We start from the raw sequence: 15,804 nt of genomic DNA, 5'->3' as shown, positions 1-15,804 counted from the left end.
GGGTGATACCGGCGGTACCGGCTAGCCTGGAGCGCAATCCCCGTAGCAAGGAGCTTCCATGGAAGGGTTTGCCGGAAAGGTAGCCGCGGTGACTGGCGCCGGTTCGGGCATCGGCCAGGCGCTGGCGCTGGAGCTGGGCCGCTCGGGCGCCTCGTTGGCGATCAGCGACGTCGACACCGGGGGGCTCGCGCAGACCGAGGAACAGCTCAAGGCCATCGGCGCGCCGGTGCGTTCCGACCGGCTCGACGTCACCGAGCGTGAGGCCTTCCAGATCTACGCCGACCACATCAACGAGCACTACGGCAAGGTCAACCAGATCTACAACAACGCCGGCATCGCGTTCACCGGCGACGTCGACATTAGCCACTTCAAAGACATCGAGCGGGTGATGGACGTCGACTTTTGGGGAGTCGTCAACGGCACCAAGGCATTTCTGCCGCACCTGACCGCATCCGGCGACGGCCACGTCGTCAACATCTCCAGCCTCTTCGGGCTGATGTCGATGCCCGGGCAGGCCGCGTACAACTCGGCCAAGTTCGCGGTGCGTGGCTTCACCGAAGCGCTGCGGCAGGAAATGGTGCTCAACCGCGAACCGGTGAAGGTGACGTCGGTGCACCCCGGCGGCATCAAAACCGCGATAGCCCGTAACGGCCTGACCGCCGAAGGGGTCAGCCCGCAGGCGCAGTCCACGTTCTTCGACAAGCTATTGGCCATTACCACCCCGGGGCGAGCGGCCGAGATCATCCTGGACGGGGTTCGCAAGAACAAGGCCCGGGTGTTGGTCGGCCAGGACGCTGTGGTGTTGGATTTGATCGTGCGAGTCACCGGTTCGCATTACCAGCGACTGTTCGCCCCCGTGGTCGGCCGGATGAAGCCGCCGTCGCGCTAACGCCGGCGTCTGCGCTGCTCCTCATCAGACCGTCCTCCGGTCTGAATCGTCGTCAGCGGCCGAGCGGGTGTTCGTTCAGCCAGGCGTCCGCCACGGCCTGCGGGTCAGCCCCGGCGGTCACCTGTCGGCGCATCTCGACCAGCGCGGCGGTGTCCAGCACGCCGGCCACCTCGTTGACCGCCAGCAACTGCCGATCGGTCAGCTCGTTGCGGCGGTACAGCGGCACCACGTTCTCGGCCTGCACCAGCGCCGGTTTGCCGTCGGTGAGCACCACGAGATCGGCCGGGACATTCGGATCGGCGGTGGTGGTCCACGCCGCCGTCACCTCACCGGCCTTGACCGCGGCGAAAAGCTTTGCCTCGTCGGCGAATTCGCGAGCCGCAGGTAACCGGCAGCTGCCCACCGTCGAGGGCGTCGTCGCACCGGCGATCGATCCGACGACCAGCCCGTCGCAGTGCAGTGGCAGGATGCCGAGATCGCTGCCGCCCCAACTCTTCGACGTCGACTCGGCAACCGCCAGCGCGGGTTTGTCCTCAGCCGCGGTGGTGTAGTCACCGGCGGCGATACCCTCCGGCAGCGCGCCGATCATCGCCTTGTAGACCTGCGTATCGGATCGCACGTTGGCCCCCGGCTGGAAAGCCTGCAGCACCCGGCCGGTGAAGCTGGGGACCACGACAAACGCGCCAGAGTCCAACTTGGCCAACGGGTTTGGCGCCTGCTCGGTGTGCGCCGGAAAACCATAGGACCGCAGTGCCCCGGTGTAGATGTCGGCCAGCAGCGTTGATTCGATACCCGCACGGGTCCCGACGACCAGCTCCGCCGGGTGGTGCCCGGTGTGGCCGCAACCCGCCGTCGCCAGCGCAGCGCCCAGCGCCAGCGCGATGAACCGGGCCGCAGTCACTCCCCGGTGTCGGCGGCCGCGGCCACCGCGGCGGCAACCTTCGGCGCAACCCGTGGGTCCAGCGGGCTCGGAACGATCCGGTCCTGCGTCAAGTCATCGACGGCGATGGAGAAGATCGCTTCGGCCGCAGCCATTTTCATCTCTTCGGTGATCCGGCGGGCACCGGCGTCCAGCGCGCCGCGGAACACTCCGGGGAAGGCCAGCACGTTGTTGATCTGGTTCGGGAAATCGCTGCGCCCGGTGGCGACGATCGAGGCATGCTTGGCCGCCACGTCCGGGTGGACTTCCGGGTCCGGATTCGACAACGCGAACACGATGCACTTCGGCGCCATGGTGGCGATCAGTTCCTCCGGAACCACACCGCCGGACACCCCGAGGAAAACATCTGCGCCTTCAAGCGCCTCGACCATGCCGCCGGTGCGGTCGAGCGGGTTGGTGCGGGCCGCGAGTTCAGCCTTGACGCCGTTCATGCCGGCCCGGCCAGTGTGCAGAATGCCCTGCGAGTCCAGCACGGTGATATCCGCAATACCCTTGGCCTGAAGCAGATTGGCGCATGCCACACCCGCCGCCCCGGCGCCGGAGATGACGACGCGCAGCTCGGTCATGTCGCGGCCGAGCGCGGTTGAGGCGCCCATCAGCGCGGCCAGCACGACGATCGCGGTGCCGTGCTGGTCGTCGTGCATCACCGGGCAGTCCAGCGCCTCGACGACGCGGCGTTCGATCTCGAAGCAGCGTGGGGCGGAGATGTCCTCGAGGTTGACCGCACCGAATGTCGGGCGCAGCCGCACCAGCGTCTCGACGATCTCGTCGGGGTCCTTGGTGTCCAGCACGATCGGGATGGCATCCAGGCCGGCGAACTCCTTGAACAGCCCGCACTTGCCCTCCATCACCGGCAGCGACGCCGCCGCCCCGATATCACCCAAACCGAGGACCGCGCTGCCGTCGCTGACCACCGCAACCAGCCGGCCCGACCACGTGTAGCGGGCCGCCAAGGTGTGGTCGCCGGCGATCGCGCGGCTGACCTGTGCCACGCCCGGGGTGTACGCGATCGACAGCGAGCGCTGGGTGTCCAGCGCGGTCGTCAGGCCGATGGAAAGCTTGCCCCCCGAGTGCGCCTCGAAGATCTCCGCGTCGGTGATGGCGCCCTCGTCATTGTGGGTCTGTATCGATTCAACCAACTCAGACACGTCGCCCAGCGTACTGACTACTCATTAGTAGCCCTAATCGACAAGCGTCCGAAGTGCCTCAGATCAGGCCCAGGTCGGTGACCGCGCTGCGCTCATCGGCGAGCTCGGCCGTCGACTTGTCGATCCGGCTGCGGGAGAAGTCGTTGATGTCCAGGCGCTGCACGATGCTCCAGTTGCCACCCGTGGTGGTCACCGGGAACGACGAGATCAGACCCTCGGGCACCCCGTAAGAGCCGTCGGACATGACGGCCATCGACACCCAGTCGTCCTTGGGGGTGCCCAGCAGCCAGTCGCGGGCCGCGTCGACGGTGGCCGACGCTGCCGAGGCGGCTGAGGAACTGCCACGGGCATCGATGATCGCCGCGCCGCGCTTGGCGACGGTCGGGATGAAGTCGTCGGCGATCCACTTCTCGTCGTTGACGACCTCGGCGGCGTTCTTGCCGTTGATCTCGGCGTGGAAGATGTCCGGGTACTGGGTGGCCGAGTGGTTGCCCCAGATGGTGACCTTCTTGATGTCGGTGACCTTGGCGCCGGTCTTCTTGGCCAGCTGCGAGATGGCCCGGTTGTGGTCCAGCCGGGTCAGCGCCGAGAACCGCTCCTTGGGGATGTCGGGCGCGTTGTTCAGCGCGATCAGCGCGTTGGTGTTGGCCGGGTTACCGGTCACCCCGATGCGGACGTCGTCGGCGGCGACGGAGTTCAGCGCCTTGCCCTGCGCGGTGAAGATCGCGCCGTTGGCCTCCAGCAGGTCGCCGCGCTCCATGCCGGGCCCCCGGGGACGTGCGCCGACCAGCAGAGCCAGGTTGACGCCGTCGAAGATCTTGTTCGGGTCGGCGCCGATCTGCACGCCGGACAGCAGCGGGAACGCGCCGTCGTCAAGCTCCATCACCACGCCTTCGAGCGCCTTGAGGGCGGGCTCGATCTCGAGCAGTCGCAGCTCGATCGGGCGGTCGGGGCCCAGCAGCGAGCCGCTGGCCAGGCGAAACAGCAGGCTGTAGCCGATCTGGCCGGCGGCACCGGTGACGGCAACCTTCAGGGGTGTTGTGCTCACGTCAATTCGCTCCTTGGGTGGAGATCGGCATCGGCGATATCGGCCTGATGCCCAATCGCGTCGGGTCGAAACTAGCGCACCCGCCCGCGAGAGAAATCCCTACCCCACCTCGGTGTCAGGTACGTCACCTCAGCGTCATCCACGCTTGGGTTATTGCCATATTGGGCGCGTAGCATGACCGAGGCTTTATCCGATCCGAGCTGCGACGGGAGGTGAAGGATGCCTTCGTTTCGCGACATACCGGAAACACTGCGTCCTCTGGCACGGCCTGAGCGGGACGAGCCTCCCAGTCCGCCGCTGCAGGACCCGCCCGCCGAACAGGCGGTAGTCGACTGCGGCATCTACGTGGACGGCGAGCGACTACCCGGGACTTTCAGCTACGCAGAGGCACAGGCCAAGGTAAGCGAGCTGCAACTGGGCGGCCAGGAAGCCTTCGCCTGGATCGGCCTGCACGCTCCCACCGAGCATCAGATGCAGGAAGTCGGCGACGCTTTCAGCATGCACCCGCTGGCCATCGAGGACGCGGTCTGCGCCCACCAGCGGCCCAAGCTGGAGCGTTACGACGAATCGCTCTTTCTGGTGCTCAAGACCCTCAACTACGTGCCACACGAGTCAACGCTGCTGGCTCGCGAGATCGTCGAGACCGGCGAGATCATGATCTTCGTCAACCGCGATTTCGTGGTGACGGTCCGGCACGGCGACCACGGTCGGCTGTCGGACGTACGCAAGCGAATGGATTCCAACCCCGAGCACATGCGGCTGGGCCCGTTCGCGGTGATGCATGCCATCGCGGACGCGGTGGTCGACCACTATCTCGAGGTCACCCAGTTGATGGAAGGCGACATCGATGTCATCGAGGAAGAGGCCTTCGCGCGGGATCACCGCACCCGGATCGAGCCGATCTACCAGATGAAGCGCGAGGTGGTCGAGCTGCGCAGGTCGGTCAACCCGCTGTCGATGCCGTTCGCCCGGTTGCAGACCGAACACAAGGACCTGATCTCCAAGGAAGTCCGGCGCTACCTGCGCGACGTGGGCGACCACCACACCCACGCCGCCGACGCGATCGCCAGCTACGACGAGAATCTCAGCTCCCTGGTGCAGGCAGCGCTGGCCCGGGTCGAAATGCAGCAGAACACCGACATGCGCAAAATGTCGGCGTGGGCGGCTCTGCTGGCGATACCCACGATGGTCGCCGGCATCTACGGGATGAACTTCGAGTACATGCCGGGCCTGAAATGGCATTGGGGCTATCCGACGACCATCTTCGGTACGGCCGCGATCTGCCTGATGCTGTATCGCAACTTCCGCCGCAACGGGTGGTTGTAACTGATCAATGTGGCTGTGCGGCAGGGCGATTGGGGTCCAGCACGTCGACCCCGTCGCTTCGCCACGCCGCGCGCATCGCTTCGGCGCCTTTCAGCCGGACCCAGGCGGCCTCGGTCGCGGTGATCGGCGTCGCCGACAGAAAGCGCACCGGGTCGCGCGGCGGGTCCAGGGGCAGGTCGGCGATGTCGCTGTCGCCCAACAGCACCGCGGTGAACGGCGCGCGCCCCGACGATCGCGCCCACAGCGGCGTGCCGAGGTCGACCAGCGCATCCGTCGTCAGCACCACGCCCTCGACGGCGGGAGACGCTGCCACGATCGCCAGGCTACGGGCCAGGCCGGTGATGGCTCCCGGATCACGCAGCCGCAGAACGACTTCGGCTCGCGGGCCATGTTCCGGGTCAGCGAACACCGCAGTCGGGTCGACCATCGGATGCCGCGAGCAGCCCAGCGACACGTAATGCACCACCCCGTCTGCGTGAGGGTGATAGCGCAGCACATCAAGAGACTCAGCTCCCAGAAAGGTCACGCTGGCGACGTCTGGACCGGCGCGGCCGAAGTGGGCGTCCAAGTGCGCACGCACCTGCAGCAGTAGTTGGGTCACTGCGCCTCGGGCGGCGGGGCGACCGTCAGGTTCGCACCGCTGTCGGGATCGAACACTGCGAGTTGCGATGTGTCGAAGGCTAATTCGAATTTCTTCCCTTTCGCGGCCTTCGACGCGGCGGGCACCCGGGCAACGAATTCGTGTTCCGGTCCCCTGGTTTCGTCCTCGAGTTCGGATAGCTGGTCGGAGTGCACGACCGGACCCTCCGCGGTGAAGTAGACGTACTTGTCGGCGCCCAACGACTCGACCAGGTCGACGTTCACCTCGAAGCTCAGCGAGCTGATCCGCTGGTATGCGTCGATCAGCGCCGCATCCTGCAGGTGTTCCGGGCGGACGCCGACGATCACGTCCTTCCGCGCCGAGTTGGCGGCAAGCAGATCGAGCACGGGCTGGGTCAAGGTGATCTCGCCGAACGTCAGGCTCAATCCGGTCTCGGTCAGGCCGGCGGGGAAGAAGTTCATCGCCGGCGAGCCGATGAAGCCCGCGACGAACAAATTCGCCGGCCGCTCGTAAAGCTCGTCAGGCGTTCCGATCTGCTGCACGACGCCGCCGCGCATCACCACCACGCGATCGCCCAGCGTCATGGCCTCGGTTTGATCATGAGTCACGTAGACGGTGGTGGTACCCAGCCGCCGCTGCAGCCGGGCGATCTCGCCGCGCATCTGCACGCGCAGTTTCGCGTCGAGGTTGGACAGCGGCTCATCCATCAGAAATGCCTTCGGGTGGCGTACGATCGCCCGCCCCATCGCGACCCGCTGACGCTGGCCGCCGGACAGCTGCGCCGGCTTGCGGTCGAGGACGTCGGTAAGGTCGAGAATTCTCGCCGTGTCGTCGACCTTCTCGGTGATCTCCGCCTTTTTCATCTTCGCCAGCGTCAGCGGGAATGCGATGTTCTGCCGCACCGTCATGTGCGGGTAGAGCGCGTAGGACTGAAAGACCATAGCGATGTCGCGGTCTTTCGGCGCCTTCTCGTTGACCCGCTCGCCGCCGATGCGCAGTTCTCCGGAGGAGATATCCTCCAGTCCGGCAATCATATTGAGCGTCGTCGATTTTCCACAACCGGAAGGCCCGACCAGGATGACGAACTCACCTTCGGCGATGGTGAGGCTGAGTTCCTGCACGGCCATCGCGCCGTCGGAGTAACTCTTGGTCACCCGGTCCAACACAATCTCGGCCATCGCGCTATCCCTTCACCGCACCCGACGTCAATCCCGCGACAATCCGTCGTTGGAAGACTAGAACAAAAACGATAATCGGCACGGTGATCACCATGGCCCCCGCCGCGATCGACCCGGTCGGCTCCTCGAATTGCGAACTGCCGGTGAAGTTCGCGATCGCCACCGGCGCCGTGATCGCCGCATCGGTGGCCGTCAGCGACAGGGCAAGCAGCAGATCGTTCCAGGCGAAGATGAAAACCAGGATGGCCGTGGTCACGATGCCCGGAGCGGCCAGTGGGGCGATCACCTTCCGAAATGCCTGTGCCGGTGTGGCGCCGTCCATTTTTGCGGCCTTCTCCAGGTCCCACGGTATTTCCCGGAAGAAGGCGGAGAGTGTGTAAATCGCCAGCGGCAACGCGAAGGTGATGTACGGAATGATCAGCCCGGGCCAGGTGTCGAACAGCCCGATCCTGCGTTCGATGTTGAACAGCGGCGTGACCAACGAGATCGCCGGGAACATCGAAATGAGCAGCACCACACCGATCAACAACCGCTTGCCGGGAAATTCCAGCCGCGCTACCGCATACGCCGCCATCGCGCCGATCAGCACGGCGATCACCGTGGTGGTCAGACCGATGCCGACGGAGTTGATCAGCGCCGAGCTGAAGAAATTGCCGCGAAAGATTCCGCGGTAGTTGTCGAATGTCAGCGACGACGGAATCAGCTTGCCGTCCTTGACCGTTGACGTCGGCTTGAGCGAAAGGCTCAGAATCCACAGCACCGGCAGTAGCGCGTACACCAGCACCATGGCGTCGACGGTCACCCACGCCGCGGCACGCCGGGCGCCCTTTCGCTCAGCGCCCATCGCCGCCGCCCGGTGCCGACGCGCCGAAGACCTTGATGAAGATGAAGGCGATCACGGTGACGCAGCTGAAGATCAGCACCGAAATCGCCGACCCCAAACCGACATTGAAGCCTTTGAACAAGTTGTCGTAGCCAAGCACCGACACCGAGCCGGTGTTGCCGGTGCCGCCGGTGAGGACGTAGATGTTGTCGAAGATCCGGAACGCATCCAGCGTGCGGAACAGCAGCGCCACCAGGATCGCCGGTTTGATCAGTGGCAGCGTGATCCTCCGCAGCCGCCGCCATGGGCCGGCGCCGTCGATCTCTGCGGCCTGCAGTAGGTCGGCCGGCACCAGAGCCAGGCCGGCCAGCAGCAACAGCGACATGAACGGCGTTGTCTTCCATACCTCGGCGATCACGACGACGCCCAGCGACGAAAGCTGTTGAGACAGAGGCGCGCTGCCGGGTGGCAGCAGGTTGGCCAGATAGCCGGTGCCGGGGGTCCAGGCGTAGTACCAACTGTAGGAGGCGGCGACCGTGACGATGCCGTACGGAATGAGCACCGCCGTGCGAACCAGGCCCTTGCCGATCAGGGTCCGGTGCATCGCCAGCGCCAGCGCCAGGCCGAGCACGAATTCGATGGACACCGAAGCGACCGTGATCGCCAACGTCACGGCCAGCGCCGTCCACCAATACCGATCGGTCAGGATTGTTTGGTAATTGCCCAGGCCGATGAACCGGGTGTCGTTCGGGGTAGTCAGGTTATTGCGTTGCAGGCTAAGCCAAATTGCGTAGCCGATCGGATATGCCGTGACGGCCAGCATCAGCAACACGGCAGGCGCGACAAGGATGAACGCCAGTCGGGTGTCCGACTTCCGGTTCTCGGTTGTCACGGCAGCAGACCCTTGCCGTCGATCGCTTTGCGCACCTGCACGGCGAGCTCGTCGGCCGTCGTCGCAGGGTCGATCCGGGTGATCGGGGCGAGCGTGGCGGCGATCCGCGTCGACACCGCCTGGTAGGCCGGCGTCACGAGCCGCACCGCGGGTTTGGTGAGCTGCCGGCGAATGATCTCGTACATCGGATACTTCGCCTGGAATTGCGGGTCGGCGTACAGCGAGGTCCGCACCGCCGGCACGCCGCCTTCCAGCGAGATGTACTTCTCGTTGCTCGCGTCACGCAGGCACCGGATCGCCTCGTAAGCCTCGGCTTTGTGCCGAGTGGTCTTGGACACTGCCAGATTCAGCCCACCGATCGTCACCGTGGCCGGCTTCCCCGGCCGCACCGCCGGGTACGGGGCGAAGCCGAAAACCCCTTTGCTGGCGTCATAGGCTTCGCGGAATTGCTGTTCGGTCGGCGCGAACAACCCGACGTCGTTGATGCTGCCCGCCAAGTTCGCACTGCGGTTGAGCGGCAAGAACGGCACGCCGCCCTTCACCGCGTTTTCCAGCATCGACGCCAGCGCGTAAGGCCAATTTACTTCCAGCGCAGCCTTTCCCTGCTCAAACGCCAGCCGCGCGGTGCCCGCGTCGGTCCGGGTCACCGATGGGTCGGCGCCGGGCGCGGTGGCCACCGACTTCATGATCTGCAACGCCGTGACGGTGGCAGTCCGGTGCGCGGGCGTGTCGGTGAGGGTGACCGTGCTGCCGTCGTCGGAAAGCACCTGGCCGCCGGCACTTTCCAGCAGCGTGTTGAACCAGACCACCACACCCTCGTTCTGGTTGGCCTGCACTCCGATCCAGCTGGGTCCGCCCGCCGCGTGCAACCGGGCGGCCTCGGCGAGCACCCCGCTCCAGGTTTCCGGCGGCTTGTTCATCAAATCTGTTCGGTACCAGAGCAATTGGGTGTTCGTGCTGACGGGTGCGGCGTACAAACGGTGTCGCCAGATCGCGGTGCTCAACGGCCCGGGCAAGGTGTCGGTGATGGCATCGGCCTCCGCCCGACGGGCCGGGTCGTCCGACAGCGGCAGCACCCAGCCCGCTTCGGCGAACTCGGCCGTCCAGATCACGTCCATCGCGATCACGTCGACGGTGTGGTCGTTGGCGCTCAGTCGGCGGGCCAACTGAACTCGCTGGTCATCGGTGCCGCGTGGCAGACTGACCTGCCGAACGCTGAAACGGCCACCGAACTGGTCGCTGCAGCGCCGGGCCACCGCGGTGAACGTCGCGGCGTCGCCGGCCGGGGTGTAAAGGCTGATCACCCGCCCACCGTCACGGGCTCCGCAGGAAGATATCGCCGATCCGGCGGTCAGCAACGCCAGCGCAATGGAGCCGATCCGGCGTGCGCGTCCGTGACGAGTCGCCACGAATCAGATGGCCAGGCGCGCAAGCAGATCCCGAGCATGCTCAGCGTTCTGCGGGTCGCAGAGAACGTCGTATCGGCCGGCCACTAATTGCAACGTGGAACTGAAGTCGCGGGTACCGCGCGCCATCGAGTACGGAATCGCCGAGGTGATCAGGCCGAAGAACACTCCGGCGACCAGACCGGTGGTCAACGCCTCCAGCGGGTGGGGGCTGGAGAACAACAAGGTCAGCACCAAGCCGATGAAGAGGCCCAGCCAGGCGCCGCTGATCACGCCGCCGCCCAACACTTTCGGCCAGGTCAGCCGCCCGGTGACCCGCTCGACCTGCATCAGGTCCACCCCGACGATCGTCACCTGCTGCACCGGGAACTGCTGATCGGACAGGTAATCCACGGCGCGCTGCGCTTCGGCATACGTGGGGTACGAACCGACCGGCCAGCCTTTCGGCGGCGTCGGCAATCCGGGGGCACGCCGGCTCCCGGCCGGGGCGCCGGGTGCGGCACCGGGAACCTGTCCAGGCTGAAAAGGGCTGCTCATGAATTCCATTCTGCTCTGTTATCGCCGTGCCGAGCCCAACACCTGTCGGCTTAACCACCACCTGCGCAAACGCCGGCCCAACTGGACGTCACGCTAGGTTGAACACCATGACAGCTCAGGGCGGTGACCACAGTGAGGAGTACCGCGCTCACTCAGACCAGCCCCGCCCCTGGGAGCAGTACCCGCATCCACCGGTAGACCCGCAGGCGCCGGTGAACTATCCGGAGTTCGCGCCGCCATATCCTCCCCGGCCGCCATATCCTCCGCAGCCGCCGTGGCCTCCATACGGCTATCCGCCACCAGCGCCCGGCGGGCCGATCGGGTTCGGCGGACCGCCACCCTATCCCGGTCCGTATGACCCCTACCAGGTCTATCAAGCCAGCTCGTACCGCACCAATGGGCTGGCCACCGCGTCGCTGATCACCTCGATCGCCGGTGTGGTGCTCGGCATTCCGCTGGCCATCTTCTGCTATCTCGGGCTGCTGATTCCCGTCGTCGCCGCGGTGCTGGGAGCGGTCGCGCTCAGCCAGATCAGACGCACTCACCAGCCGGGCCGTGGATTGGCCATCGCCGGGATCGTCATCGGCTGCCTCACCACGGTGGCGATGTTGTTCCTGCTGGCGATGGTCGTGCTTAGCGCCGCCGCGCTGAAGTCCCCGATGCTGACGTGGCTCTGACCGGCGTTATCCCGTCGGCGGAACGAACCGGTCGGACTGCCGCTCCATACCTGCCGCGCGTCCTTTGGCCGCGATCACCAACGCCATCTTGCGGCTGGCTTCGTCGAGCATCTCGTCGCCGAGCATCACCGCTCCGCGGGCACCGCCGGCCGCGGACGTGTGCCACTCGTAGGCCTCCAGGATCAACTCAGCATGGTCGTAATCGGCCTGCCGCGGACTGAAGATCTCGTTGCCCGCCGCGATCTGGTCGGGGTGTAGCACCCACTTGCCGTCGTAGCCGAGCGCCGCGGACCGGCCCGCCACTCGCCGGAACGCCTCCACATCACGCACTTTCAGATACGGGCCGTCGACAGCGGCCACGCCGTGGGCGCGCGCGGCCACCAGGATCGTCATCAGCACGTGGTGGTAAGCGTCGCCGACGTCGTAGCCCTCGGGTTGCTCGCCGACGACCAGCGTGCGCGTGTTCAGATTCGCCATCAGGTCGGCGGGACCGAGCACCAGGGCCTGCACCCGCGGCACGGCGGCGATCGCGTTGATGTCCATCAACCCGCGGGCATCTTCGATCTGCGCGTCAATGCCGATCTCGCCCACTGGAAGTCCGTGGACCGTCTCCAGTTGAGTCAGCAGCAGGTCGAGTGCCTGGACGTGTGAGACGTCGGAGACTTTCGGCAGCACCACCACGTCGAGCTTGGCGTCGGGCGCTGCCCCGACAGCCGACACCACCTCGATGATGTCGGCGTGCGTCCACGGCGTGGTCCAGTCGTTGACCCGCACGCCGCGCAACTGTCCGGCCCAGCCGGGCGCGGCCAGTGCGGCGGCCACCCGACCGCGGGCGTCGGCCTTGGCGTCGGGTGCGACGGCGTCCTCGAGATCGAGGAAGACCTCATCGGCCGGAAGACCTTTGGACTTGTCGATCATCTTCTGGCTGCTGCCCGGCACGGACAGACAAGTGCGGCGGGGTCGGTACGCGTTGTTCACACCCCACTCCTACCCTTTCAACCATGCCGTCGATCAATAGGGTGTACGCGGCGCGACTGGCGCGCATGCAGGTGCTGGGCTCGATGGGAGAGGCACTGGGCCGGGTGCGCGACGTCGTTGTCAGCATCAGCATTGTCCGCCAGCAACCCCGTGTGCTCGGACTCGTCGTCGAAATGGCCTCGCGCCGAAGGATTTTCGTACCGATTCTGCAGGTTTCTTCGATCGAGCCCGACGCGGTGACGCTCAATACCGACAGCGTGTCGCTGCAGCGGTTCGAGCAACGGCCCGGCGAAGTGCTGGTGCTGGGGCAGATCGTCGACACCAAGGTGCAGGTCAAGGACCCCGAATTGCCACAGCTCGCCGGCGTCGATGTCATCGTCACTGACCTGGGCTTGGAGCAGACGCGAACCCGCGACTGGATGGTGACACGGGTCGCGGTGCGTGTGCCGCGCCGGCTCGGCCGGCGCACCGCCACGCACATCGTGGGCTGGCGCAATGTGCAAGGACTGACCCCTTCGGCGCTGGCCATGCCCGGCCAGGCTGTGGCGCAGTTGCTGCATCAGTTCGAAAAGTGGCGACCGATCGAGGTCGCCGACGCGATGCGTGAGTTGCCGACGAAACGCCGTTACGAGGTGGCCAGCGCACTGGACAACGACCGGTTGGCCGATATCTTGCAAGAGCTTTCCGAAGACGAACAAGCAGAGTTGTTGATGCAGTTGGGCGACGAGCGTGCGGCCGATGTTCTCGAAGAGATGGACCCCGACGACGCCGCCGACCTGCTCGGCACGATGAACCCGACTCTTGCCGAGGGGTTGCTGCGTCAGATGGACCCCGAAGAATCCGACCCGGTTCGGCGGTTGTTGAAACACTCACCCGACACCGCCGGCGGCTTGATGACGTCCAGGCCGGTGGTGTTGACCGCGGACACATCGGTCGCCGAGGCGCTGGCCCGCGTCCGCGATCCCGACCTGACTCCGGCGTTGGCGTCATTGGTGTTGGTGGTCCGTCCGCCGACCGCCACTCCGACGGGTCAGTACCTGGGGTGTGTGCCGCTGCAGCGGCTACTGCGCGAGCCACCGTCCATGCTGGTCGGCGGGATCGTCGACGCTGACCTGCCCTGGCTGGAGCCCAACACCTCGCTGCCGGCGCTGACCCGCTATTTCGCCGCCTACAACTTGGTCTGCGGTCCGGTGCTCGACGCGCAGCATCATCTGTTGGGCGCCGTGAGCGTGGATGACGTGCTCGACCACCTGCTGCCCCACGACTGGCGGGCAACCAACGACGAGCCGGCGCTGGACGCCGCCCTAGGACAGCGATGAGTAAGCCACCGTCGCGACCACAGCTGTACACCCCGCGTATCTCGCGAGTGCCCACGCCGCGGGTGGACTCCGACGCCGTCGGGCGGTTCACCGAATCGATCGCCCGATTCTTCGGCACGGGCAGCTATTTGCTGATCCAGACCATCGTGGTGATCGTGTGGATCGTGCTGAACATCGCCGCGGTCAGTCTCCGCTGGGACCCCTATCCCTTCATCCTGCTCAACCTGGCGTTTTCCACCCAGGCCGCCTACGCGGCCCCGCTGATCCTGCTGGCCCAGAACCGGCAGGAGAACCGTGACCGCGTCGCGCTCGAGGAGGATCGCCGACGAGCCCGGGAGACCAAGGCCGACACCGAATATCTGGCCCGCGAATTGGCCGCGCTGCGGTTGGCGATCGGCGATGTCGCCAAGACCCGGGACTACTTGCGCCGCGAGCTGGAAGACCTACGCGTACTACTACTCGAAGGCCGGCACTTGGGCGAGGTTCCATCAGGCCCGAAAGACACTGACGGCGATGTGGATCGACACGCCGCGTCGTCTAATTGACGCAGCTGGCTATAAACCGTGTTTTCACAGGCAGAGACTCCGCCATTGTTGTCACTGGAGTCACCCGTGTTATGTATGGTGACTTAGTTCACGAGGCCCACGCGGCGCCGCGGGTCCCACAACCCTCGAGAACTAGGCAGGTCGAGTGCGGGTAGGGCGACGCATGGGCTTACGTCCCGCCCTTGCAAAGACGAAGAAGGCGATCCTTCGCGTCCCCAGAATCCCCAAATTTTCTGGCCCCAAAATCCCCGGCCCGGTTGTCAATGCCGCGTCACCGGCGGGCAACCTGGTGTTTCGCGCGGCCGACGCCGTCAGGATTCCGGCCGCAGCCGCGGCCGTCACGTCGACCGCCCAGAAGGTCACGACGGCTGTCCAGGATGCCCTGACCAGCACTGCCCGCAGCCCGGCATTCGGTGTGGCGATCATCGCCTGCCTGATCTATGCCGGCGTCGACGGTGCCGGCGCACCGCCGTTCCCCTTGACCAAGTCGGCGCTGCGCGATACCGCCATCACCCCGGTTGCCGCGGTCGCGCGCGCCTCCACCGACCCGACGGGCCCGCTGGTGATCGCCGTCGAGCACCCGAAGGTCGGTTTCCACATCGCGGCGGCCGCGTCGTCGGCTCCTCCGCCGACGGGTGTGGTGAATACACCTGGCGCGCTGGGCATTCCGGGGATGGCGCTGAACGCATACCGCAACGCGGAACGGATGATGGCCACCAGCGACCCCGGCTGCGGCATCAGCTGGAACCTGCTGGCCGGGATCGGGCGCATCGAGTCCGGGCACGCCAACGGCGGCGCCACCGATGCGCGCGGCACCGCGATACGACCGATCTACGGACCCACCCTGGACGGGACGCTGCCGGGCAATGAAGTCGTCGTTCAAAGCACCAGCGCCGGACGGGTCGGCTATGCCCGTGCGATGGGACCGATGCAGTTCCTGCCGGGCACCTGGGCGCACTATGCCTCCGACGGTGATGGCGACGGCGTGGCCGATCCGCAGAACCTCTACGACGCCACCCTGGCCGCGGCTCGATACCTGTGCAGCGGAGGGCTGAACCTGCGCGACCAGTCACAGGTGTTGTCGGCGATCCTGCGCTACAACAACTCGATGCCGTACGCCCAGAACGTGCTGGGCTGGGCCGCGGCCTACGCCACCGGCGTCATCCCGGTCGACCTGCCGCCGATTACCGGACCCCCGCCGCCGCTCGGCGACGCGCATCTCGAGAACGCCGAAGGCCTCGGACCTAATTTGCCGCTGAACATGCACGGCTTGCCGTCGACCGACCCGCTGGCCCAGATGCCGCTGATCGACCTCGGCGGGGGTTCGAGCAACGGCCCGCTGCCGTGGTCGACCCAACGGCCGGGCCCCTCGTGCACGGTGATCTGCATCAGCGGCGATACCAGCGGGCCTCAGCAGGTGTTCAATGCGACGCCGACCCAGGCGGGCATGCCACCCGCCCCGTTTGGTGTGCCACCCGCCCCGTTTGGTGTGCCACC

The 15,804-nt window shown here is 66.2% G+C and carries 16 protein-coding genes; 6 read left to right on the top strand and 10 right to left on the bottom strand.

Annotated features, from left to right (window positions below; genetic code table 11):
- Positions 1-58: 58 nt before the first annotated feature.
- Complete coding sequence (locus WAN02_RS16535) at positions 59-889, top strand: SDR family NAD(P)-dependent oxidoreductase (RefSeq protein WP_422265297.1); 831 nt, start codon at positions 59-61, stop codon at positions 887-889.
- Between the two features lie 52 nt (positions 890-941).
- Here the strand turns inward: WAN02_RS16535 and WAN02_RS16530 are convergent, their stop codons facing one another.
- Genes WAN02_RS16530 through WAN02_RS16520 form a run of 3 tightly spaced genes read right to left on the bottom strand, consistent with a single transcriptional unit; the run spans position 942 to position 4,025 of the window.
- Complete coding sequence (locus tag WAN02_RS16530; protein ID WP_422265296.1) at positions 942-1,790, bottom strand: glycine betaine ABC transporter substrate-binding protein; 849 nt, start codon at positions 1,788-1,790, stop codon at positions 942-944.
- Positions 1,787-2,977, bottom strand: a complete 1,191-nt coding sequence (locus WAN02_RS16525; protein WP_422265295.1) for an NAD(P)-dependent malic enzyme — start codon at positions 2,975-2,977, stop codon at positions 1,787-1,789. Before WAN02_RS16525 ends, WAN02_RS16530 begins: the two co-directional genes overlap by 4 nt.
- A gap of 58 nt (positions 2,978-3,035) precedes the next feature.
- Positions 3,036-4,025: a malate dehydrogenase gene (locus tag WAN02_RS16520; RefSeq protein WP_422265294.1), complete on the bottom strand. Its 990-nt coding sequence runs from the start codon at positions 4,023-4,025 to the stop codon at positions 3,036-3,038.
- A gap of 219 nt (positions 4,026-4,244) precedes the next feature.
- On the opposite strand from WAN02_RS16520, the gene corA reads away from it, so the two are divergent.
- Entirely contained in the window at positions 4,245-5,351 is a 1,107-nt protein-coding gene (gene corA, locus WAN02_RS16515) for a magnesium/cobalt transporter CorA (RefSeq protein WP_422265293.1), read from the top strand.
- A 4-nt stretch (positions 5,352-5,355) separates the two neighbouring features.
- Here corA and WAN02_RS16510 read toward each other — a convergent pair whose 3' ends face one another.
- Genes WAN02_RS16510 through WAN02_RS16485 form a run of 6 tightly spaced genes read right to left on the bottom strand, consistent with a single transcriptional unit; the run spans position 5,356 to position 10,788 of the window.
- A complete protein-coding gene (locus tag WAN02_RS16510; protein ID WP_422265292.1) occupies positions 5,356-5,952 on the bottom strand; it encodes a suppressor of fused domain protein in 597 nt (198 codons plus the stop codon).
- The gene (locus WAN02_RS16505; RefSeq protein ID WP_422265291.1) at positions 5,949-7,130 is read right to left on the bottom strand and encodes an ABC transporter ATP-binding protein; all 1,182 of its coding nucleotides are present in this window, start codon (positions 7,128-7,130) and stop codon (positions 5,949-5,951) included. Before WAN02_RS16505 ends, WAN02_RS16510 begins: the two co-directional genes overlap by 4 nt.
- 4 nt (positions 7,131-7,134) lie before the next feature.
- Entirely contained in the window at positions 7,135-7,974 is an 840-nt protein-coding gene (locus WAN02_RS16500) for a carbohydrate ABC transporter permease (RefSeq protein ID WP_422265290.1), read from the bottom strand.
- Entirely contained in the window at positions 7,964-8,845 is an 882-nt protein-coding gene (locus WAN02_RS16495) for a carbohydrate ABC transporter permease (RefSeq protein WP_422265289.1), read from the bottom strand. Before WAN02_RS16495 ends, WAN02_RS16500 begins: the two co-directional genes overlap by 11 nt.
- Complete coding sequence (locus tag WAN02_RS16490; RefSeq protein ID WP_422265288.1) at positions 8,842-10,254, bottom strand: extracellular solute-binding protein; 1,413 nt, start codon at positions 10,252-10,254, stop codon at positions 8,842-8,844. Before WAN02_RS16490 ends, WAN02_RS16495 begins: the two co-directional genes overlap by 4 nt.
- Positions 10,255-10,257: 3 nt before the next feature.
- Positions 10,258-10,788 (bottom strand): general stress protein, encoded by a 531-nt coding sequence (locus WAN02_RS16485; protein ID WP_325689054.1) that lies wholly within the window; start codon positions 10,786-10,788, stop codon positions 10,258-10,260.
- A 107-nt stretch (positions 10,789-10,895) separates the two neighbouring features.
- On the opposite strand from WAN02_RS16485, the gene WAN02_RS16480 reads away from it, so the two are divergent.
- Positions 10,896-11,465, top strand: coding sequence for a DUF4190 domain-containing protein (locus tag WAN02_RS16480; protein ID WP_422265287.1), 570 nt, complete (start codon positions 10,896-10,898; stop codon positions 11,463-11,465).
- A 6-nt stretch (positions 11,466-11,471) separates the two neighbouring features.
- On the opposite strand, the gene WAN02_RS16475 is transcribed toward WAN02_RS16480, so the two are convergent.
- Complete coding sequence (locus WAN02_RS16475; protein WP_422265286.1) at positions 11,472-12,443, bottom strand: HpcH/HpaI aldolase/citrate lyase family protein; 972 nt, start codon at positions 12,441-12,443, stop codon at positions 11,472-11,474.
- A 23-nt stretch (positions 12,444-12,466) separates the two neighbouring features.
- On the opposite strand from WAN02_RS16475, the gene WAN02_RS16470 reads away from it, so the two are divergent.
- The 3 genes from WAN02_RS16470 to WAN02_RS16460 all read left to right on the top strand — a co-directional run.
- Complete coding sequence (locus WAN02_RS16470) at positions 12,467-13,762, top strand: magnesium transporter MgtE N-terminal domain-containing protein (protein WP_422265285.1); 1,296 nt, start codon at positions 12,467-12,469, stop codon at positions 13,760-13,762.
- Complete coding sequence (locus tag WAN02_RS16465; protein WP_422265284.1) at positions 13,759-14,307, top strand: DUF1003 domain-containing protein; 549 nt, start codon at positions 13,759-13,761, stop codon at positions 14,305-14,307. The genes WAN02_RS16470 and WAN02_RS16465 overlap by 4 nt, the downstream gene beginning before the upstream one ends.
- A gap of 163 nt (positions 14,308-14,470) precedes the next feature.
- Positions 14,471-15,804: lytic transglycosylase domain-containing protein (locus WAN02_RS16460; RefSeq protein ID WP_422265283.1), on the top strand; the 1,334-nt coding region annotated here is incomplete at its 3' end.

Source organism: Mycobacterium sp. (assembly GCF_049281135.1).
Classification (GTDB): domain Bacteria; phylum Actinomycetota; class Actinomycetes; order Mycobacteriales; family Mycobacteriaceae; genus Mycobacterium.
This window is presented reverse-complemented; position numbering and strand designations above follow the sequence as displayed.